Annotated in this window: 21 protein-coding genes; 9 read left to right on the top strand and 12 right to left on the bottom strand. The window is 50.1% G+C overall.

What is annotated here, in order from left to right; translation table 11 throughout:
• Positions 1 to 53 precede the first annotated feature (53 nt).
• The 4 genes from ACZ483_RS02125 (at position 54) to dnaA (ending at position 3430) form a co-directional block, all read left to right on the top strand.
• A complete protein-coding gene (locus ACZ483_RS02125; protein ID WP_464324525.1) occupies positions 54 to 431 on the top strand; it encodes a Sec-independent protein translocase subunit TatA/TatB in 378 nt (125 codons plus the stop codon).
• Positions 385 to 1122 (top strand): twin-arginine translocase subunit TatC, encoded by a 738-nt coding sequence (tatC, locus tag ACZ483_RS02120; protein WP_464325162.1) that lies wholly within the window; start codon positions 385 to 387, stop codon positions 1120 to 1122. The genes ACZ483_RS02125 and tatC overlap by 47 nt, the downstream gene beginning before the upstream one ends.
• Positions 1119 to 2129, top strand: coding sequence for an aldo/keto reductase (locus ACZ483_RS02115; RefSeq protein ID WP_464324524.1), 1011 nt, complete (start codon positions 1119 to 1121; stop codon positions 2127 to 2129). Before tatC ends, ACZ483_RS02115 begins: the two co-directional genes overlap by 4 nt.
• Before the next feature lie 86 nt (positions 2130 to 2215).
• A complete protein-coding gene (gene dnaA, locus ACZ483_RS02110) occupies positions 2216 to 3430 on the top strand; it encodes a chromosomal replication initiator protein DnaA (protein ID WP_464324523.1) in 1215 nt (404 codons plus the stop codon).
• Here the strand turns inward: dnaA and fbp are convergent.
• Positions 3427 to 4572: a fructose-1,6-bisphosphate aldolase/phosphatase gene (gene fbp, locus ACZ483_RS02105; RefSeq protein WP_464324522.1), complete on the bottom strand. Its 1146-nt coding sequence runs from the start codon at positions 4570 to 4572 to the stop codon at positions 3427 to 3429. The genes dnaA and fbp overlap by 4 nt on opposite strands.
• A gap of 48 nt (positions 4573 to 4620) precedes the next feature.
• On the opposite strand from fbp, the gene ACZ483_RS02100 reads away from it, so the two are divergent.
• Together ACZ483_RS02100 and ACZ483_RS02095 are read left to right on the top strand one after the other, a co-directional pair.
• A complete protein-coding gene (locus ACZ483_RS02100; protein WP_464324521.1) occupies positions 4621 to 5598 on the top strand; it encodes an ABC transporter permease in 978 nt (325 codons plus the stop codon).
• Positions 5595 to 6446, top strand: coding sequence for a DUF58 domain-containing protein (locus ACZ483_RS02095; protein ID WP_464324520.1), 852 nt, complete (start codon positions 5595 to 5597; stop codon positions 6444 to 6446). The genes ACZ483_RS02100 and ACZ483_RS02095 overlap by 4 nt, the downstream gene beginning before the upstream one ends.
• Here the strand turns inward: ACZ483_RS02095 and ACZ483_RS02090 are convergent.
• Together ACZ483_RS02090 and ACZ483_RS02085 are read right to left on the bottom strand one after the other, a co-directional pair.
• Positions 6440 to 6655, bottom strand: a complete 216-nt coding sequence (locus tag ACZ483_RS02090) for a cold-shock protein (protein ID WP_464324519.1) — start codon at positions 6653 to 6655, stop codon at positions 6440 to 6442. The two genes, ACZ483_RS02095 and ACZ483_RS02090, sit on opposite strands and share 7 nt — an antisense overlap.
• 125 nt (positions 6656 to 6780) lie before the next feature.
• The gene (locus tag ACZ483_RS02085) at positions 6781 to 7665 is read right to left on the bottom strand and encodes a dienelactone hydrolase family protein (RefSeq protein WP_464324518.1); all 885 of its coding nucleotides are present in this window, start codon (positions 7663 to 7665) and stop codon (positions 6781 to 6783) included.
• Between the two features lie 43 nt (positions 7666 to 7708).
• Here ACZ483_RS02085 and tgt point away from each other — a divergent pair, with 43 nt between their 5' ends.
• The gene (tgt, locus tag ACZ483_RS02080; protein ID WP_464324517.1) at positions 7709 to 8839 is read left to right on the top strand and encodes a tRNA guanosine(34) transglycosylase Tgt; all 1131 of its coding nucleotides are present in this window, start codon (positions 7709 to 7711) and stop codon (positions 8837 to 8839) included.
• Here the strand turns inward: tgt and ACZ483_RS02075 are convergent.
• The gene (locus tag ACZ483_RS02075; RefSeq protein ID WP_464324516.1) at positions 8834 to 9703 is read right to left on the bottom strand and encodes a class I tRNA ligase family protein; all 870 of its coding nucleotides are present in this window, start codon (positions 9701 to 9703) and stop codon (positions 8834 to 8836) included. The genes tgt and ACZ483_RS02075 overlap by 6 nt on opposite strands.
• A gap of 20 nt (positions 9704 to 9723) precedes the next feature.
• Here ACZ483_RS02075 and kdsB point away from each other — a divergent pair, with 20 nt between their 5' ends.
• Positions 9724 to 10455, top strand: a complete 732-nt coding sequence (gene kdsB / locus ACZ483_RS02070) for a 3-deoxy-manno-octulosonate cytidylyltransferase (protein ID WP_464324515.1) — start codon at positions 9724 to 9726, stop codon at positions 10453 to 10455.
• On the opposite strand, the gene ACZ483_RS02065 is transcribed toward kdsB, so the two are convergent.
• Genes ACZ483_RS02065 through ACZ483_RS02035 form a run of 7 tightly spaced genes read right to left on the bottom strand, consistent with a single transcriptional unit; the run spans position 10421 to position 16628 of the window.
• Entirely contained in the window at positions 10421 to 11170 is a 750-nt protein-coding gene (locus ACZ483_RS02065; protein WP_464324514.1) for a prepilin peptidase, read from the bottom strand. The two genes, kdsB and ACZ483_RS02065, sit on opposite strands and share 35 nt — an antisense overlap.
• Positions 11170 to 12048, bottom strand: a complete 879-nt coding sequence (secF, locus tag ACZ483_RS02060; protein WP_464324513.1) for a protein translocase subunit SecF — start codon at positions 12046 to 12048, stop codon at positions 11170 to 11172. Before secF ends, ACZ483_RS02065 begins: the two co-directional genes overlap by 1 nt.
• A gap of 3 nt (positions 12049 to 12051) precedes the next feature.
• Positions 12052 to 12654 (bottom strand): ribosome hibernation-promoting factor, HPF/YfiA family, encoded by a 603-nt coding sequence (hpf, locus tag ACZ483_RS02055; protein WP_464324512.1) that lies wholly within the window; start codon positions 12652 to 12654, stop codon positions 12052 to 12054.
• A gap of 29 nt (positions 12655 to 12683) precedes the next feature.
• Positions 12684 to 14291: a dehydrogenase gene (locus ACZ483_RS02050; protein WP_464324511.1), complete on the bottom strand. Its 1608-nt coding sequence runs from the start codon at positions 14289 to 14291 to the stop codon at positions 12684 to 12686.
• Positions 14288 to 15100, bottom strand: a complete 813-nt coding sequence (locus tag ACZ483_RS02045) for an enoyl-ACP reductase FabI (RefSeq protein ID WP_464324510.1) — start codon at positions 15098 to 15100, stop codon at positions 14288 to 14290. Before ACZ483_RS02045 ends, ACZ483_RS02050 begins: the two co-directional genes overlap by 4 nt.
• Positions 15101 to 15125: 25 nt before the next feature.
• A complete protein-coding gene (locus tag ACZ483_RS02040) occupies positions 15126 to 15926 on the bottom strand; it encodes a 2-amino-3,7-dideoxy-D-threo-hept-6-ulosonate synthase (RefSeq protein ID WP_464324509.1) in 801 nt (266 codons plus the stop codon).
• Between the two features lie 3 nt (positions 15927 to 15929).
• A complete protein-coding gene (locus ACZ483_RS02035) occupies positions 15930 to 16628 on the bottom strand; it encodes an energy transducer TonB family protein (protein ID WP_464324508.1) in 699 nt (232 codons plus the stop codon).
• Between the two features lie 80 nt (positions 16629 to 16708).
• Here ACZ483_RS02035 and ACZ483_RS02030 point away from each other — a divergent pair, with 80 nt between their 5' ends.
• Positions 16709 to 17689, top strand: coding sequence for an NAD(P)H-dependent glycerol-3-phosphate dehydrogenase (locus ACZ483_RS02030; RefSeq protein ID WP_464324507.1), 981 nt, complete (start codon positions 16709 to 16711; stop codon positions 17687 to 17689).
• A 105-nt stretch (positions 17690 to 17794) separates the two neighbouring features.
• Here the strand turns inward: ACZ483_RS02030 and ACZ483_RS02025 are convergent, their stop codons facing one another.
• Positions 17795 to 19246: a menaquinone biosynthesis decarboxylase gene (locus ACZ483_RS02025; RefSeq protein WP_464324506.1), complete on the bottom strand. Its 1452-nt coding sequence runs from the start codon at positions 19244 to 19246 to the stop codon at positions 17795 to 17797.
• Positions 19247 to 19368 lie beyond the last annotated feature (122 nt).

Raw genomic sequence — 19368 nt, 5'->3', positions numbered from 1 at the left:
TACTTTCCGGTTGCAGGCTTCAACAACGCTTGAAGACCTATAATAATAAAGTTATGGAAATCCAACTCCTCATAGTTCTTATCATCGCCTTTGTGGTTCTCGGTCCTGAGAGGATGATGGACCTTGCTTACAAACTCGGGGAGGCTATGAGGAAGGTGAGGGAGATTTGGGACGAGGTAAGAATGCAGGCTTACATGGAGGAGATAAACAGGAAGGTTATGGAGCAGGAGAAAGAACTTGATGAGAGAACGGAGGACGAAACCTCCGATTATGAAGAGCCTGACGAACCTCTCCCCGACATAGAGACCGAAGATTATAATGAACTCTACCCAGAAGAGGAGGAAGAAGAGAAGGATGAGCACGGAGAACAACCAACTCCCGACGATGCCCCTGACAGAACACCTGAGGGAACTCAGAACAAGACTGATTAGATCCATAATAGCCTTTCTGATAGCGGCGGGAGCTTCCTTTTACTTTGCCAAGTATGTCTTCGAGTTCTTGAAAGAGCCAGTTATGAAGTCTTACCCCGACGTGGAGTTGATAACCCTATCCCCTACGGAGCCCCTATTTATCCTCATAAAGATATCTTTAACTGTCGGTTTGATACTCGCCTCCCCGGTCATACTCTTCGAGATCTGGAGGTTCGTAGAACCTGCCCTCTACCCCAACGAGAAGAGGATGTTTATTCCTTTGCTTTTATCCTCCATACTCCTCTTCGTTATGGGAGGGACCTTCGCCTACCTCGTCGTCCTTCCTATGGCTCTCAAGTTCCTTCTCGGTCTCGGCTTCTCTCAGCTCGCGGCTACTCCCTACCTCTCGGTGAACCTCTACATCAGCTTCGTCCTTAAGATGCTCATAGCCTTCGGGATAGCCTTCGAGATGCCCATATTCCTCTACATGCTTCAGAGGGCAGGTCTGGTTACAGAGGCTCAGCTCAAGAGGTTCAGGAGGTACTTTATAGTAGTCGCTTTCCTTGTGGGCGCCCTTATAGCTCCCGATGTTGCAACTCAGGTTCTCATGGCCATTCCCTTGCTTGTCCTGTACGAGGTCTCCATACTCCTCGGCAAGCTTGCAAGGAAAAAGTCTGAAGAGAAATCCATCGTTGAGGTGAAAGAGGAGTGAGATACAAGAAGTTCGGGGATATGGAGTTCTCCGAGATAGGTATTGGAACTTACTTGGGAGAGCTCGATGAAGAGACAGACAGAAGGTACTTCGAGACGATAAAGCTCGGAATGGAGCTTGGCGTGAACGTTGTGGATACAGCTATAAACTACCGCTACATGAAGAGCGAGAGGATCGTAGGCAGGGTCCTTGAGGAGATCGGAAGAGAAAGGTCTATAGTCTCAACCAAGGGGGGGTACATCCCCTTCGATGCAGACTCCCAGGAGGATCCAAAGGTCTTCTTCGAGGAGAACTTCCTCAAGACGGGAACAGTGGATCCCAACGAGATGACACCTCAGGGGCACTACTTAGGAGGGAAGTTCATAGACTGGTGTTTCGAGAAGAGCTTGGAGAACTTAAAGACTGACTACATAGACGTTTACTTCATCCACAACCCCGAGGAACAGCTCCTCTTTACCGAAAAGGATAGGTTCTATGATAAGCTCAGGGAGTGCTTCGAGGTCTTAGAGGGAAAAGTAAAGGAAGGGAAGCTCAAGTATTACGGACTCGCAACGTGGCATGGCTTCAGGATCCCCGAGGGGGCAAGGCAGTATCTGAACCTGTCGGAAATTCTTAACTTAGCCGAGGAGGTGGGAGGCAAGGATCATAGGTTCCGATTCCTTCAGCTCCCCTACAACCTTGGGATGCACGAAGCCTTCTCCCTGAAGAATCAGACCGTGGACGGAAAGAAGGTATCCACCCTCGAAGCCTGCATTAAGTTTGGTATCTACGTTTACACGAGTGCCTCCCTCTATCAGGGGAACGTCATAGGGAGGATACCCCAGAGCCTTAAAGAGAGGTTCGGTTTGGAAAAGGACGTGCACGTTGCCCTTCAGTTCGTAAGGAGTACGCCGGGTGTGGGGACTGCACTCGTTGGTATGAGCAGACCTGAGCACCTCAGGGAGAATCTGGAGATTGAGAGATACGAACCTCTCGGTGAGGAGGAATTTTTATCGCTCTTCAAATAACTTCCAATTTCAGGACTAAGTGTATGATAGTCAGGTATCTTTACGCCGGCGTCTTTGGAGAGACCCTTTTCAGAATATAAAAAGCTATGGAGGGGATAAATATAAAGACATTTCTGAAAAAGATAGAAAGAACGGACAGATCCCTCCTGAAGCTCCTCACCCACTTCAGGGTAGATCAGAGGGATAGCAGGATACTGCTTATAACGGAAAGCCCTGAGCTGAAGGAGAAGATGGAGCTGCTTTTAAGGGAGAAGTTGAAGAGCGGCCTCGAGAATGTTGAAATCCTTTTAGAAGGAGAAGAACGCATTAAGGAGGAGAAAAGGGATAGGGTTGAAGGGCTCAATCCGAGGTTCACCTTCGAGAACTTCGTCGTTGGGGAGGGGAACAGATTAGCCTATGAGGTGTCCGTAGAGGTAGCGCAAAATCCCGGGAAACTTTACAATCCTCTCTTCATATACGGCTCGGTGGGACTCGGAAAGACCCATCTTCTTCAGGCGATAGGAAACTACTGTGCCGAACGGGGGCTCAGCGTGGTTTACAGATCTGCCAACGACTTCTCCGAGGAGATGGTCGAGGCTATAAAGACTGGTAAGACGAGGGAGTTCAGGGAAAGATACCGAAACATCAACCTCCTTCTGCTCGACGACATTCAGTTTCTTTCAGGGAAAGTAAGAACCCAGATAGAGTTCTTCAACATCTTCAATCACATGTACCTCGCCGAGAAGCAGATAGTCCTCGCCTCTGACAGACACCCGAGGGAGTTAAGAGACGTTTCCGACAGGCTCATCAGCAGGTTCGAAGGGGGAGTCGTGGTCGAGGTCTGTATGGATGAGATAACGAAGTTAGAGATCATAAAGAGGAAACTCCAGGAGCTCAAACTTGAGGTTCAGGACAGGATAGTGGAGAGCATACTCAGGAACACCGCCGACAACGTCAGGGATATAGAGGGAACCATAAGGGGAATAAAGCTAAAAGGTGTTGACCATTTGAAGACAAAGGAGAGAGGGACGAGCGACTTAGAGAAGATAAAGCTTTATACCGCTCTCCACTTTGGAGTCAAGGTGGAGGATCTCCTCGGGGTTTCGAGATCGAAGAAGATAAACAGGGCGAGGCAGATAGCAATGTACCTGTGCAGGAAGCTGACGGGCGCTTCTCTGATAGAGATAGCGAGAGCTTTCAACAGGAAGGATCACTCTACGGTAATACACGGGATAAGGAAGGTAGAAGAGGAGAGGAAGAGGGACAGGAAGCTCAACCAGATAGTGAGCTTCTTAGAGAAGCATATAGGGGACAGGCTCTAATCCATGTCCTCCTTTTCCATGACCTGATCCTTCTCCAATCTCTGCTCCTCAACGTCGTAAAACCTGTTCTCCAACTTCTTTAGAACCTTGGGTAGCGTCGTGTACTCCATCTCCTCCGCCGGTAGCCTGTGGGGTTCGAATATACCCTGTCTCCTGAGGATATCCGCCATCGTCTGTGCTGTCTCCCTCGCCTTATCGAAGGCTGGGTCTCTGAACATATCCGTTGGACCTATGAGTTTGCCCTCCGCTATCTGGTATCCCGCGGCTATTACCCTCGGAGGTCCGTCGAACCTTGAGGGTCTCGCATCTTCAAAGGACACGGGCATAAGGGGTCCGTTGTGGGAACCCCTCATCCAGCCTTCCACTATCCAGGGTCTCGCGAAGGGCTCGAGTATCTCACCCACCGCGGGGAAACCACTCTGTGCCCTCACTATCATAACGGGGTCATCCTTACCCACATACTGCCCCGCCATGAGCGAGAGTCTCTGGGTGGAAGCGGTCGCACCTATCTCTCCGTCATAGTTCCTATAAACGTTTTTGACCACGTACTTCCCGACAGATCCTATGAGGGCGAGGAGATCGTAAACCTCCGCGGGCGTGTTGAGCTTCACCGCCTTACCCGTGTAAACGTCGAGAACCTCGAAGGTGAATCCGTCGTGCATCTTCGGGTCTATAACGAGTCCCGCCGTGTTCATAGGGTCGGCGAACATCTCGTAGAGGGGTAGGTTCCAGGCGCTCGGGGAAGTTTTGTCCGCAAAAAAGACGATCACAGGCTCGGAAGGTCTCTCCTCGAACTCCATTTCCGCCACGCCGGGTCCTAAACCCTTGACATTACCGCTGAAGGCATCGGTGAGAAGATCCTGTCCCGCTCCGTAGAGTTTTAACCTTTTCGCCACCTCCGTTCCCTTCTCGAAGGCGTTCCAAGCTATCCCGTGGACGAGCTCGCTGTCCACCCCGTGGGTGTGGGTCATTACTATCGCTATATCGTCTCCGCAGGTGAGTATGCTCGAGTCTATAAGATTTCCCTTCTTTACCTCGTTCTCCACCACCTCCTTAACGGTGCCAACGACCTCGGGGTGTGTGTCCGAGTGACCAACGTAACCACCTATATCTGCCTTTATCACGCTCAGGGTTATCTTCATGATTGAGCCTCCTCCGTTGTTCTTTTGAATTTAGAATGATTATATCACATGAACAGGGGCGTGAAATTCTCCCTAACCCTTATAGCTCTGCTATTCCTTTCTGCCATCTTTGCAGATTTTATAGCTCCCTACCCCTACGACCTTCAGAACAGACAGAAACCCTACCACCCTCCCACACAGATCCACTTCGTGAAGGACGGAAAGCTCGTATTTCCCTATGTAAACCTGTACGAACTAAAGGATCCCCTCTTCAAGGTTTACGAAGAAAATAGAAGCGTCTCCTGTAAGTTAAGGTTTTTCACAAAAACGGAGTTCGGCTTTAAACTTATCGGCGTAGATCCTCCCTGCAGGCTCTACCTTCTCGGTGGGGACAAGCTCGGGAGGGACGTCTTCTCAAGACTCCTTTACGGAGCCCGTTACTCTCTTGGGGTTGGAATTATCGGAACCTTCGTTACCTTCTTCATAGGAGCGATAGCTGGAGGCATATCTGGTTACTTCGGTGGTAAGGTAGACACCCTCACGATGAGGCTCGTGGAGATCCTGATGTCTATACCCACCTTCTACCTCCTCCTATCCCTGAGGGCGGTCTTTCCCTTAGAACTCTCGAGCGGTGAGATCTTCCTAATGATAGTTTTCATACTCTCCTTCTTGGGGTGGGCTGGTCTCGCGAGGGTGGTAAGGGGTATGGTTCTTTCCATAAGGGAGAGGGAGTTCGTTCTTGCTGCAAAAACTTATGGAGCCGGAACCTTCAGGATATTGAGGAAGCACATTCTGCCCAACACATACTACTACCTCATCGTCTCCGCAACCCTATCTATACCTGCCTACATACTCGGTGAAGCTGCGCTGAGCCTGCTGGGTCTTGGTATTCAGGAACCGGAGCCGAGCTGGGGCAATATGCTCTCGGAGGTCAGGAACACTAACGTTCTCGCGTCCTTCCCATGGATGCTCTCCCCCGGAATGGCGATATTCCTGACGATATTAGCCTTCAACATCTTAGGTGATAACCTTCTCAAGAAAAGATGAAGGTAAAGATAAATAGATCCGGAAGCATCTTCATAGGCGCTACGATCTTCTTAGGAGTTGCTGCCGCCAACACAGGAAACAATCTCCTCTACATAGTGGTCTCCTCTATGCTCGCGATGATGCTTATTTCTGGTATTTCCTCTATACTGAACATTAAAGGTATAGAGGTAAGATTGATCCCTCCTCCGGAGGTCTATGCTGGGAGCAAGTCATCCTTCAGGGTTATAGTAAGGAAGAGGTTTTCTTTACCCTCTTTTCTGGTCAAGATTTCATCGGTTGTAGATGAGATTATCTTTCCCCTGATCGATGCAAAATGGAGAGAGAATAAATTAGATTTTCTATTCTTAAAAAGGGGTAGAGTGGATAAAGTTTCCATCAACTTAAGTTCTGACTTCCCCCTCGGTATGTTTGTACGATTCGTAGAAGTAGAGCTCAACCTGAGCTTCGTAGTCTTTCCAAAACCGATACCGGCGAATTTTGTCCTGGACAGCTCTGAGAAGGAAGATAGAGGAATAGCTGACAGAGCCGTAATAAAGGGCTACGAAGAAGTAAAAAGCATAAGGAAGTATGCGGGAGAACCGATGAAATTGGTTCACTGGAAAGTGAGCGCGAAGAAAGGGAAGCTTATGGTAAAGGAGATGGTTGAAGAAGAGGAGAGGTCGGTAGTCCTATCTTTGGACATGGTCGACGGTGATATAGAAACCAGACTCTCAAAACTCACCTTCATGGTCTTAAGACTGATGGATGAAGGTTGTTCAGTTGGATTGAAATTAAAGGATAGAGAAATCCCCCCAGGTAGGGGGGACCATCATAAACGCTTACTCCTTAGGGAGCTTGCCCTTTACTGACCGTTGAGGATCACAACGTTCTTGGCTCTGGGACCTTTTACGTCCTCTTCTATCTCGAACTCAACCCTCTGCCCCTGCTCGAGAGTCTTGAAGCCCTCCTTCTGGATAGCGGTAAAGTGGACGAAAACGTCGCCCTGATTGTCGTCACGGGTTATGAACCCGTATCCCTTGTCCTTGCTGAACCATTTGACTGTGCCTGTGAGACCCATGGAACTAAAACCTCCTAAAAATTTCTGTGAACTTCGGAAAGCGAAAGGGTTAGGCGCCCTCCCCTCTCAGCAATCCTGAAGTTCGCCCATTAATATAGCTCCTGAAGACATCCAAGTCAAGAACTTTATTCGACTCCGAGCTTCTCCCTTATAAACCTCGCCGCCCTGACTACGGCGTCCTTTGCGGCAAGGTCATCTGCGAACTTCCTGTTGTTTCCATTCCTGAAGTCAAAGCCTCTTCCCACACCAGGATAAACAACTATGTATGCTTCCCTTCCTTTGGACTTTAGGTAGTCGATAGCCATAAGAGCAGGTCTGAGCCTTTGGTATTGCTCATCCCTTCCTACAAAGAACATTACGGGGACTTCTATCTTCTCCACATCCTCGTGGTACCTGTAAACCTGCATCGGTTCCGGTCTGTTGGGATCCTGAAGGTGGGGATAGTATCCCACGAAGCAGGCTATATCCTTCTTCTGTCTGTTTTTAGCCACGAGAAGCCTGAGGGAGTAGAAACCTCCCCTCGTAAGACCGTAAACGCACACCTTCTTTGGCTCTATATCTTTCCTCGAAAGGGCGTAGTCAAGAACAACGTTGGCGTCATCCTCAACCGCAGGATCGTGGTATATGGGAAAACGCTCTATGAACCTTCCCGTATAGAGGTCTGGAGCCACCACCACGAACCCTCTCGCCGCGAGACGCTTGACGTGGAGCTGGAAGAGGTCATCGAGCCCCCTCCTTCCATGGAGAAATAAAACACCGGGGAACTTCCCTTCCTTCTGCGGTCTTGCCACCATAACTGGAATCTCGACGTCCCCGTTCGCTACCGTTACCCACTCTACCTTAACCTTGTAGTTCCTCGGAGGTTCTATGTAGCCCTCGTTCCACCATCTCTCGTCCCACCACCAGGCTTTGTTACCCCTTTCGTCGAGCTTCCTGATCATGTTCTCGATAAACTCGTCCGCGAAGGAGAAGCTGAAGATCATAAGAAGCGGTAAGATAAACCATCTCATAGCTCGCCCTCCTCTTAGGTTTACGTAATAAAATAAATGCCTCATGTTCGAGTTCCAAGTCCTAAGCCAAGACGGAAAGGCTCGGAGGGGAAGGTTGAGAACACCCCACGGGGTTATAGAGACCCCCGTCTTCATGCCCGTGGGAACTCAGGGGACTGTAAAGGCTATGATCCACAGGCTCTTGGAGGAGCTCGGAGCTCAGATAATCTTAGGAAACACATACCATCTCTACCTCAGACCAGGGGTAGAGGTGATAAAGGAAGCAGGGAGTCTTCACGAGTTCATATCGTGGAACAAACCTATACTCACCGATAGCGGTGGTTATCAGGTCTTCTCCTTGGGGCAGGGGAGGTTCGGAGACAGGAAGTCTAAGGTTAGGGTTCTCGAGGAAGGGGTGGAGTTCAGGGATCATCTCGCGGGAGATCTCCACTTCTTCACACCCGAGAGGGTCGTAGAGATACAGGAGATCTTTGGCTCGGACATAATCATGCCCTTGGACGAGTGCGTCGAGTATCCGATAGATAAAAGCTACGCAAAGGAAGCTCTTGAGAGAACGCTCCGGTGGCTCGATAGGAGCATCAGAGCTAAGAAGAGGGAAGATCAGGCTCTCTTTGGCATTGTTCAGGGTGCTTTCTTCAAAGATCTGAGGATAGAGGCGGCTCTGAGGACAATCGAAAGGAACCTCTTCGGGTACGCGATAGGAGGTCTCTCGGTGGGGGAGCCGAAGGACATCATGTACGAGATGACGGAGCTCGTCTGCGATCATTTGCCTGTAGATAGACCCAGATACCTGATGGGCGTGGGCAAGCCCGAGGACATACTGAACGCCGTGGCGGTAGGGGTGGACATGTTCGACTGCGTGGTGCCGACGAGGAACGCCAGAACGGGGACCCTCTACACCTCGAGGGGCGTGGTGAATATAAGACATGAGAAGTACAAAAAGGATTTCTCACCCTTGGATCCCGAGTGCGACTGTTATACCTGCCAGAACTTCTCGAAAGCGTATCTGAGACACCTCTTCATTGCCGAAGAGATAAGCTCCTACGTTCTCAACACTATACACAACCTGCGTTTCTACCTGAGGATGATGGAGGAGATAAGGAATAGCATAGAGAAGAGAAGGTTTAGCGAATACAAGAAAGGTATGATTGAAAGGGTAAGCCAGAAGCTATGAAACAACTATGTTCAGGAGCCTGTTCTTGACGTAGATGACCTTTTTGATCTCCTTTCCCTCTAAGTGCTTCCTTATCCTCTCGTCCGACAGGGCTACTTCCTTTACCTTCTCCTCTTCCGCTCCGAAGGGAACCTTTATCCTTCCCCTCAACTTTCCGTTTATCTGAACGGGTATCTCCACCTCCTCGACCTTCAGGGCTTCCGGATCTACCTCGGGCAGGTTCTTTGTAACTATCAGTCCCTCACCCCCTATCCTGTGCCAGAGTTCCTCGCAGATGTGGGGTGTTATGGGAGAGAGGAGTAGCAGGAGAACCTCGACACCTTCCCTGAGAACTTTCAGATCTATGTCGCTCTTAACCTCAAAGGAGCTAAGCTCGTTAAGGAGCTTCATTATTTTGGCTATCGCCGTGTTCAGCTGGTACCTCTTTTCCATGTCAATCATGTAGTCCCTTATCGTTTCGTGGATCAGTCTCCTCAGCTCCTTTGCCCTTCCCTCCGCCTTTCTGACCTCATCCCGCGTGTACCGTATATCCCTTATACTCTTCTCTATCCCCGTCACGAAGTTCCAGAGCCTGCTTAGGAACCTGTAAGCTCCCTGAATTCCTTCGTCTGTCCACTCGAAGTCCTGCTCTGGAGGGGCGGCAAAGAGTATGTAAAGCCTCACCGTATCCGCACCGTACTTTTCTACCGCCTCTTCGGGGTCCACCACGTTCCCCTTCGACTTGGACATCTTCGCCGACTCACCGATCTCACCCTCAAGCCTCTTCAACAACTCGTCGTCTTTAATCCCGAGCTTCTCTAAGAGAAGGGCTATGTTATCTCCCACGGAGATCTGATTCTCTCTAAGGAAGTCTCTGATCTTCATCGAGGATAAAATTATACGCCATGAGAAGGTCGATAATAGTCCCCGCACGCCTCTCCTCCACAAGATTAAAGAAGAAGCCTCTCAGGCGGATTCTCGGCAAACCCCTGATCCGCTGGGTATTGGAAGGTTGTTTAAAGACGGGAGAGAGGGTAATACTGGCAACGGACAGCGAAGAGATTGCCAAGGTAGTAGCGGATATGGACGTTGAGATATTCCTGACCCCTTCCGACATACCCTCGGGAACGGACAGGGTTGCATACGTTGTCGAGAGAATGGAAGTCGATCTTATCCTTAACTATCAGGGAGATGAACCCTTCGTATATCCTGAGGACGTTGAGAGGATCTTCAAAGCCTTGGAGGAGGGAGAGGAAGCGGTTACCTTGGCGGTTAAGGATAAAAACGCTTACGGAAAGAGTTCCGACGTGAAGGTAGTTTTAAACAGGGACGGCTACGCCCTTTACTTCTCAAGATCTCCCATACCCTACTTCAGGGAGGAAACGGATAGCCTGTATCCCCTCAAGCACGTAGGGATATACGGCTTTAGGAGGGAAGCTCTGATGAGGTTCGTGTCCATGAAAAGGAGTGCCCTTGAAATAATCGAGGGACTCGAGCAGCTCAGGCTCTTAGAAAACGGACACAGGATAAAGGTCCTCCTGACAGAGAACTTATACCACGGAGTCGATACGGAAGAGGATCTCAGGATAGTGGAGAGGGTTCTCAGGGAGAGAGGAAGCGGAGAATATCGTCCTTAAAAAGTACTCCAAAGAAACACCCGAGGGAGAGGAAGGGACCGAAAGGAATAACAAACTGGACGTTCCTGTATCTGACAATAGAAGGGAGGGCGAAGAGGAGACCTACCACACTCCCGAGAAAGAGCGAGGCTAATACACCGTAAATCCCTGTTACTGAACCGATGAAAGTGAGAAGTTTCACGTCCCCGAAACCGAGACCTTCCATCTTCCTGATCTTGACATAGTAAAGGTAAATCCCCAAAGGTACGAGGAAGCCTACGACAGCTCCCGCAACGCTCCTGATAGGATCGATCTCTTCCCTGAAGAGGGAGCTCCCTATACCCAGCACTATCCCCGGTAGAGTTATGACATCGGGAATTATGAAGAACTTAAGATCTATCAGCGAGGCAACGAGGAGGGCTGAGAAGAAGAAGTAGTAAACGAAGGCATCAACTGAAGATCCCCACTTAACGTAGGAGAGAAGGGCAAGGATTCCGGAGGTGAGTTCTACGAGGGGATACTGAAGGCTTATCCTCGCACCGCAGTCTCTGCACCTTCCCCTCAATATCAGGTAGGAGATGAGGGGAATGTTGTCGTACCACCTTATCCTGCTCCCGCAGTGAGGACACCTGGACCTTTGGAAGGTTACCGAAATGTTCCTCGGAAGTCTGTATATCAAAACGTTGTAGAAACTGCCAAAGGCAAGACCGACTACAAATACGAAAAGATAATCCATCAGGCGGTCTCTTCCTGAACTTCTTCCTTAGTTTTGAAGAACCGGCTCATGTCGAGGACGAAGGCGCTCGCCACGAAGACCGAGGAGAAGGTTCCCACAACTATGCCTACAACGAAGGCGAACATTATGTTGGAGAGGGCGTAACCTCCGAGTATAAATAGGGTCAAGGCTGTTGCAAAGGTGGTAAGAGAGGTCATTATAGTCCTCGAGAGGGTTTGGTTTATGGAAAGATCCATAACCTCTTCAAGTGGTAGTGTTTTTCTAACCCTCAGATTTTCCCTTATCCTGTCGAATATAACAACCGTGTCGGCGACAGAGTAGCCTGCGACTATCAGGAGGGCTGAGACGACCTCGAGGTTCACCTCCCTGTAGGTCAGTGAATAGGCTCCGACGACGATGAGGACGTCGTGGATTAAAGCAAGGAGCGCTCCCACACCCCAGATAGGCTTGAACCTGAAGGCGAGGTAAACCAGAATACCGCCGAGGGCGGTCAGTATGGCTAAGATCGCCTTTCTCCTTAGCTCCTCGCTGATAACTCCCCCTATCCTCTCCTCCCTGATGAGCTCGTACTTACCGAGCTTTTCCAAAGACTTCCTCAACTCTGCAGACTTCTCAGCCTCTCTGACCTTAACTATGTAGGTTCCCTCCCTCGTCTCCTGAACGAGGAAGGACTCAAAGCCTGCCTCTTTGAGAGCTTTCCTCAGGTCCCTTATATCGACCTTCTTCTCGAACCTAAGCTCTACGACCTTACCGCCGGTGAAGTCCAGACCGAGGTTAAGTCCCTTGGTAAAGAGCAGAAAGAGGCTTCCGAAAACTAAGAGGAGGGATACGACGTAGGATACGAACCTGAAGCGTAAGAAGCGAAACCTGTATTCCATAGCTCACATAAGGCGACAGCTCGTGTTTATGAGACCGAAGTTCCCTCCCTTCTTCCTGTAGAGAATTCTGAGGTGTCCCGTCTCTATGTCCACAAAGGGAAGGAAGAAGGCTCCCGACTCCTCGAGCTCAAACATAGCGTCCTCAACGCTCATAGGCTTTTCTACCGCAAGATCCTCCTCCACTATAAGGGGCTTTTCCCTCTCCTCCGGAGGCAGGGGTTCGGGGGTGTGCATCTGCTCCTTTATCTTCGCCGATACCCTCCTCTGTTCTATCCTCCTCTGCTTTAGCTTTATCAGCTGTCTCTCTATCTCGTCGAGCACCTGATCTAAGGCGGTGAAGACGTCTACGTCCTCCTCCCACGCGTGGATAGAGCCGTGGGGAACGTTCTTCAGATACATGTGCATATCGACCCTGTAAACTATAGGCTTGCTGTCACCCGCGTAGTCCTTGTGTCTCGAACGCACCGCCGAGATGGAAACTATCACCTCGACCTGATCCTCTCCTGCTTCCTTGAGATACCTCGAGAACCTCTTGAGCTTTCCTTCGATGAAGCTCTTCATCGCGTCGGTTATCTGAACGTCCACGCCCCTGAACTCTATGTTCATCCTTCTACCTCCGTTCTGTTCTATCTATTTTAGCGGATTGCCTCTATCCTATGAGAGGGGTTCTCCAAGAGCCTCCCCGGTCTTACCCCCGGATTGAAGGGCTGGGTCTCTTCAAAGGAGGAAGGTATGTAGATCACATCGTCCGCTATGTTCTCGCTGATCTTAACCCTTAGCTTAACTCCCCTTATATCAAGTTCATCCCCAACTCCCATCTTCCGTGCGGTTTTTCTGTTCATATAAGCAAATTGTTCCCTCTCAAGCTCGTGGGTCCAGACGTTCCAGTGTCCGACCTCGTCCACGAGGTAGTTGTCGCAGAGGAGATACACTCCTTCATACTCAACAGGAACGATCTCGAACTTACCTTCCCACTCCTCGATAGGCGGAAGATCTATGTCCACACCACCTTCGGACTCCCTCAGGTTCCTAATATCCACGTCCACTTCAGAAAGAAGTTTCTCAAACTCTCCCTTTACCCCCAAACTCCTTTCAATAAGCTCGTTCAGGGCTATAGACTCCTCCCTTTTCCCTATCGTCTGAGGAGAATAGGCGATAAAGCCGAAGCCGTTCTTGAAGTTTATAAACTCCCTCTCGGTGAATAGTGCAGACGGGATCACGAAGCGTGAGTGGTTTGCGGTCAGGTTCGGAAAGGGGGTAAGAGTAAAGGAGTTCTTTTTTTCAAGGATCCTTAGCTCCTCCTCCGAAAGGTAGAGAGCGGGGTTTCCCGTCAGGATCAGGTTGTCGAAGGAGTGTACGTCTTCAAGGAAGTCTCCGAGCTCTTTTACTTCGAAAGGGGACACGTTCCCCACGATCGAGTAATTCACCCTAACCTTTCTTCTAATTCTCCTAAGAGCTTCAGGAACGTTTCCTCTCCAGGGTGATCTTAGTAAAGTTTCTCCGATTAAAAGGAGTGACTCCTTGACCAGAGATATAGCCTTTGCGATCTTTTCTACCTTATTCTTAAACAGGTATTCTTTCTCCTTTCCTTCCAGGAAGTCCGCAAGCTCCTGAAGGAAGCGAACAACGAGGGGAGGTTTCACCAGCAGTCTTTCGGTTGCCTTTGCGGACGTGGTGGCGTATCTCGATGATACGGAGAGTATGTAGGCAGACCTTTCAAAGGCGTCCACGAGCCAGCGGGTAGCCATAACCTCCGAAAAGACCGGATCGCACTCCAAGGCGACGATAACCTTCTGTTCCCTCCACTCCTGGGGTCTCAGTGTGGAAGCTCGGAAAGGCAAGTAGATCGAGTCCGAATAAACATAATCCGTAAACTTCCTCGCCGTCGCGTAATCTTTGAGATCCGTTATCCTGTCAAGGAAGATTGCGGTTTTCCCTTTCAGATCTCTGATCTCCTTAAAGACCTCCTCCAAGCCTATCTCTCTGAAGTCCTCACCTTCCTTCCTGAGAGCTTTCGACATTCTCAGGGGATTGTCCCTCGCCTCCTGAATTAGAGCCAGCCCTTTGCTACAGAGACTCCCTATCCCGTTGGGGTCGTGGGGATGACCGTATAGGTCTGCTATCTCACCCCCCCTCAGGTAAAGGATGTATCCACAGGAGCAACCACAACCTACACAGACGCCACACCTTACCTCGTCGAAGTCCTTTACTGTGAGGGGGACGTTGGTAGGTCTGAGGCTCACTTCTTAAATACCTCTTCCTTTATCTCCTCCTCCCTTCCAAAAACGCCCATGATGTGGTAGCCGTTATCCACGTGGACAACCTCACCCGTTATCCCCCTCGACCAGTCGCTACAGAGGAAGACTGCAGTATCTCCAACGTCCTCTATAGTTATAGGCTTACCGAAGGGGTTCACCTTAGTGGTGTGTTCCATCAGGAGATGAAACCCTGTGATACTGTAAGCCGCGAGGGTCTTCACCGGTCCGGCGGAGATGGCGTTTATCCTGTGACCGTGCTTCGCTATATCGTAGGCTAAGTACCTGACCGTGCTCTCTAAAGCCGCCTTTGCTATACCCATAACGTTATAGTGGGGGACAACCTTCTCCGCCCCGTAGTAAGAGAGGGTAATTATCGTGCCGTTCCTTCCCTCCATCAGAGGCAGGAGCTCTCTCGTCATAGCTATCAGTGAGTAAACGGATATGTCCATCGCCACCTTGAAACCTTCCCTTGAAGTGTCTATCACACCCCCCTTGAACTCCTCCTTGGGGGCGTAGGCGACCGAATGAACGAGTATATCGAGAGTTCCCCACCTCTCGCTAAGGAAATCCTTGAGAGCCGTTATGTCCTCGTCTAAAGAGACGTCGCATTTGAAGACTAAATCGCTTCCGAACTCCCTCGCTATCTCCTCAACCCTCTTCTTAAGTTTCTCGGTCGCGTAGGTGAAGGCGAGCTCAGCCCCCTCTCTGTAAAAGGATTTGGCTATGCCGTAGGCTATGCTCCTCTCGTTGGCAACTCCAGTGATGAGAGCTTTCTTCCCCTCTAAAAGACCCATTCAGAACCTCCTGACTGGATTTAGATCAAGAACCTTTGAGAATCTCCAAAGCTTCCTCCACCGTTCCCCCCTCGTGGACTATCTTCGCCATAGCCCTGACCATGAGTGCGGGATCCTTAGCCTGGAATATATTCCTTCCTATGGACAGACCGGAAGCTCCTGCCTTTATAGCTCCGTAAACCATCTCAAGAACGTCCCTCTCAGATTTCATCTTTGGACCGCCAGCTATAACGACGGGTATAGGTGATCCTTCCGTCGCCATCCTGAAGCTCTCGGGATCACCAGAGTAGGGAACCTTAACTATATCGGCTCCGAGTTCAGCTCCTATCCTCGCACAGTGGGCCACCACCTTTGGATCGTACTGGTTCTCTATCTTAGGACCCCTTCCGTAAACCATGGCGAGCAGGGGTATCTGCCACTCCTCACAGGCTCTCGAGACTATACCGAAGTCTCTGAGCATCTCCCTCTCCATCTCTGCACCTATGTTTACGTGGATCGAGACCGCGTCAGCTCCAAGTCTTATCGCCTCCTCTACGGAACAGACAAGAACTTTGTCATTCTTAGAGGGTGAGAGATCGGTCGATGCGGAGAGGTGAACTATGAGACCTATATCCCTTCCTCCTCCCCTGTGTCCAGCTCTTACCATTCCCTTGTGGAGGACTACCGCATTTGCACCTCCTTCCGCAACTCTGTCCACCGCTTTTTTAATGTCAGCTATTCCTTCTATAGGACCGGAGCTAACCCCGTGATCCATGGGGACTATGATCGTCCTCTTTGTACTTCTGTTCATTATCCTCTCAAGCCTTACCGCCTTTCCGATACCCATCTCTCAACCTCCTCGGAAGCTAAAGCTTATCTCTCCCACCTGAACCTCCTGATCCTCCACCTTCTCGAACCTTATACCCCTCACGTAAGCCAAGAGGATACTATCTATATTAACATTTCCGCTCCTCTGAAGCAGGAGAGCCCTTATCACCTTTCCGTCAGGGGAGACCCATATCCTCACCCTGACCCTGCTCGGAAACTCGGTGGTGATCAGTTCTGGGGCGGGAGGAGTATAGACTATCTTCCGTGTCCCTCCTTTTATACGAACCTCCTTGCCAGTCACGACTGCAGAGAGTGTCCCAACCTCCTTCTTAGTATCCTTTTCCCTCTTCCTTAGCCTGCTCTCTATCTTTTTCTCCAGCTCTGCAAGAACTGAAACGTCCTCCTCCTTCTGAACAGGAACCTTGACGTCCCCCTTCTTCAGGGGTGCGCTCACTCCCGCTCCTACTCTTCTTTTCTTAGAAACTCCCTCAGCCTTCTTAGACACTGTTTTCTTAGCCCTCGATTCAGCCCTAACAACAGATTTAGGCTTTTTTGGCTTCTTCTTAACGGCGATCTCCTTTATCTCTACCTTAAGAGGATAGATTTCGGGGACCTCTTTGACCTTAACGATGAAAACGGTGGTGAGAAAGGTAAAGAGGATAAGGTTTATTAGTATGGAAGCAGTCCAGAAAAGGAGTTCCTCTCCGATAGACTTGAGCATCCCTTTAGCCTTTTCTTTCCCTCAGAATGTCGAGTCGGTAATTTGTGCGCTTTCTAACCATGCTTATAATATAGCACGTCATGGAGTTTGCGATAGTAGGCGGAGGTAGGTGGGGGACGGCTCTCGGGATACATTTAGCAAGAAAGAAACACCGTGTTCTTATCTACGATATAAACCCGGGGGTAGTAAATAAGCTTAATAGGAAGGAAAGTCCATACTTCGAGGGTGTAGAGATACCCGAAGGTATAAAAGCTACTACCGATCTGAAGGAAGTAGAAGATTTTAAAGACATCATCTGTGCCCTTCCCACCCAGACTGTCAGGGAAGTCTTTTCAAAACTCAACCTTAAAGGCAAGCGGGTCATAAACGCCTCGAAGGGACTGGAGGTAGGAACCTTTAAAAGGGTGAGCGAGATAATCAAGGAGACAAATCCCGATGTGGATGTCTTCGCCCTCTCGGGTCCCTCCTTTGCGGAGGAAGTTTCTAAGGGTCTTCCGACCGCTGTGGTTCTTGCCCACAACGGGAGCGAGGAGTCTGCAAAAGAACTCCAGAAAGTTATAAACTCAGAAAACTTCAGGGTTTATATAAACGACGACATAGTAGGAGTTGAGCTTGGAGGAGCTCTTAAGAACGTTATAGCCATAGCCTGCGGTGTCTCCGACGGCCTCGGATTCGGCTACAATGCGAGAGCTGCCCTTATAACGAGGGGTCTTGTAGAGATTACGAGGATAGGGGTGAGGCTCGGAGCTAAGAAGGAGACTTTCTTCGGTCTCTCCGGCGCCGGAGACCTGATCCTTACAGCCACTTCAGACCTCTCGAGGAACAGGACCTTCGGTCTGCTTCTTGGAAGAGGATATACGCCTGACGAGGCTCTTGCGAGGATAGGTCAGGTGGTCGAGGGTGTTAAGACAGTCGAGGCTCTGAAAGAGCTCGTGGACAGGGAAAACATCTACGCCCCCATCACCGAGGCGGTTTACAGGGTTGTGATCCTTCGGGAGGATCTTCGTAAGGTTCTAAAGGAGATGCTTCTGCGTGTTCCCCGTGAGGAGTTTCTTCTATAAGCTCCCCGTAGTAGAAATACTCACCGCAACCCTCACACCTCCAGATCCCCCCACCGCAACACTCTATTATCTCAAGCAGGTAACCGCACTTGGGACATCTCTCCATCACCCTATACCCAATTTATCCCACAGCTCGTCTATCTTCCTCTTCACCTCCGGACTCATCCTGATGACCTCGGGCCATTCCCTCGTGTAGCCCTCCTCTTTCCACTTGGTTGTCGCGTCCACTATCATCTTGCCTCCGAATCCAACCTCGTTCGTAGCGTGGTCGAGGACGTCTATCGGACCCTTCAGAATTAGCACATCCCTCGCTGGATCCACGTTGTTCCCCCAAGCCCAGAGGACCTCTCCAATATCCTGCACGTTTATCCAGTCGTCGAAGACCACTATATGCTTTTCCAAAGACATGAGTCCAAGACCGAGGAGAGCGTAAGCTACCTTGAAGGCGTGTCCGGGAAAACGCTTCTTTATAGATACGAAGCAGAAGTTGTGGAAGCATCCTTCGGCGGGTAGGTGGTAATCTACAACCTCCGGAAGGTTGAACTTTATCAAGGGCAGAAATATTCTCTCCGTAGCCCACCCCAAGTACTTGTCCTCCTGAGGCGGTACACCCACTATCGTGTGAAGGTAGATGGGTTCCTTCCTCCTCACTATTGCGGTAATGTGCATCCTTGGATACTTATCGACCGGTGTGTAGTAACCCGTGTGGTCCCCAAAAGGTCCTTCGTCCACAAGCTCTTCCTTCGGATCGACGTATCCCTCTATGACTATCTCGGCGTTGGCAGGATACTCTACGTCGATCGTCACTCCCTTAACCAGCTCGACCGGTCTTTCCATTATTATTCCTGCAAAGAGGTACTCGTCCACCTCAGGCGGTAGAGGTGCGCTCGCAACGTAGGGAAGAGGGGACTCACCCCCTATCGCCACCGCCACCTCAAGCTTCCTACCGAGTTTCTTAGCCTTCCAGAAGTGATGGCTCCCGTCCTTGTGGATCTGCCAGTGAACCGCAAGGTGTTTTACATCCAGAACCTGAAGCCTGTAAAGTCCCACGTTCCTCACACCGCTCTCCGGATCCTTCGTTATAACCTGACCGAAGGTTATATATCTCCCTCCGTCCTTAGGCCAGCACTGAGGAATAGGAAGGGATAGAAGATCAGGGTCCCTGTCCACAACCTCCTGAACGGGAGCTCTCCTTACCACCTTCGGTATGGCGTCGTTAAGTTTTTTTAGCTCCGGGAGTCTCTTTAACTTCTCCAGGAAAGTCTGAGGAACCTCTGGTCTCAAAATCCTGTAAAGTTTCCAGCCTATATCCTCGAGGTTCTCGTATCCGAGGGCAAGCTTTATCCTTCTCTCCGAACCGTAAAGATTGGCAACCACAGGGATTTCATAGCCTTCGACATTTTCAAATAGGAGAGCCTTCCCCCCTCCGGGCATCTTGGAGACCCTGTCTATTACCTCGGTGAGCTCAAGTATTGGAGAAAGGGGCTCTTTTATCCTTACGAGTTCTCCCTTGTTTTCAAGATCTTTAATAAAATCCTGAAGATTCTTGAAGGGCATGAGTTTATTATAGAGCTACATGAAGGTTGAAATCTGAGTCACATCTACTCAATCTCAGACGTGAGAGCTCTCTTGAATACTTGATTTCTGCAATTTATAATATTCTGCAACCAAGGGGGGAG

The sequence above is a fragment of the Hydrogenivirga okinawensis genome, from assembly GCF_055385515.1.
The sequence above is the reverse complement of the archived record's forward strand: the minus strand, read 5'-3'. Positions and strand labels throughout refer to the sequence as shown.

Bases quoted from the DNA above. Each gene is read 5' to 3' on its own strand.
- ACZ483_RS02125 (WP_464324525.1), top strand. From the start codon at position 54: ATGGAAATCCAACTCCTCATAGTTCTTATCATCGCCTTTGTGGTTCTC.
- tatC (WP_464325162.1), top strand. From the start codon at position 385: ATGCCCCTGACAGAACACCTGAGGGAACTCAGAACAAGACTGATTAGA.
- dnaA (WP_464324523.1), top strand. From the start codon at position 2,216: ATGGAGGGGATAAATATAAAGACATTTCTGAAAAAGATAGAAAGAACG.
- fbp (WP_464324522.1), bottom strand. From the start codon at position 4,572: ATGAAGATAACCCTGAGCGTGATAAAGGCAGATATAGGTGGTTACGTT.
- ACZ483_RS02100 (WP_464324521.1), top strand. From the start codon at position 4,621: ATGAACAGGGGCGTGAAATTCTCCCTAACCCTTATAGCTCTGCTATTC.
- ACZ483_RS02095 (WP_464324520.1), top strand. From the start codon at position 5,595: ATGAAGGTAAAGATAAATAGATCCGGAAGCATCTTCATAGGCGCTACG.
- ACZ483_RS02090 (WP_464324519.1), bottom strand. From the start codon at position 6,655: ATGGGTCTCACAGGCACAGTCAAATGGTTCAGCAAGGACAAGGGATAC.
- ACZ483_RS02085 (WP_464324518.1), bottom strand. From the start codon at position 7,665: ATGAGATGGTTTATCTTACCGCTTCTTATGATCTTCAGCTTCTCCTTC.
- tgt (WP_464324517.1), top strand. From the start codon at position 7,709: ATGTTCGAGTTCCAAGTCCTAAGCCAAGACGGAAAGGCTCGGAGGGGA.
- ACZ483_RS02075 (WP_464324516.1), bottom strand. From the start codon at position 9,703: ATGAAGATCAGAGACTTCCTTAGAGAGAATCAGATCTCCGTGGGAGAT.
- kdsB (WP_464324515.1), top strand. From the start codon at position 9,724: ATGAGAAGGTCGATAATAGTCCCCGCACGCCTCTCCTCCACAAGATTA.
- ACZ483_RS02065 (WP_464324514.1), bottom strand. From the start codon at position 11,170: ATGGATTATCTTTTCGTATTTGTAGTCGGTCTTGCCTTTGGCAGTTTC.
- secF (WP_464324513.1), bottom strand. From the start codon at position 12,048: ATGGAATACAGGTTTCGCTTCTTACGCTTCAGGTTCGTATCCTACGTC.
- hpf (WP_464324512.1), bottom strand. From the start codon at position 12,654: ATGAACATAGAGTTCAGGGGCGTGGACGTTCAGATAACCGACGCGATG.
- ACZ483_RS02045 (WP_464324510.1), bottom strand. From the start codon at position 15,100: ATGGGTCTTTTAGAGGGGAAGAAAGCTCTCATCACTGGAGTTGCCAAC.
- ACZ483_RS02040 (WP_464324509.1), bottom strand. From the start codon at position 15,926: ATGGGTATCGGAAAGGCGGTAAGGCTTGAGAGGATAATGAACAGAAGT.
- ACZ483_RS02035 (WP_464324508.1), bottom strand. From the start codon at position 16,628: ATGCTCAAGTCTATCGGAGAGGAACTCCTTTTCTGGACTGCTTCCATA.
- ACZ483_RS02030 (WP_464324507.1), top strand. From the start codon at position 16,709: ATGGAGTTTGCGATAGTAGGCGGAGGTAGGTGGGGGACGGCTCTCGGG.
- ACZ483_RS02025 (WP_464324506.1), bottom strand. From the start codon at position 19,246: ATGCCCTTCAAGAATCTTCAGGATTTTATTAAAGATCTTGAAAACAAG.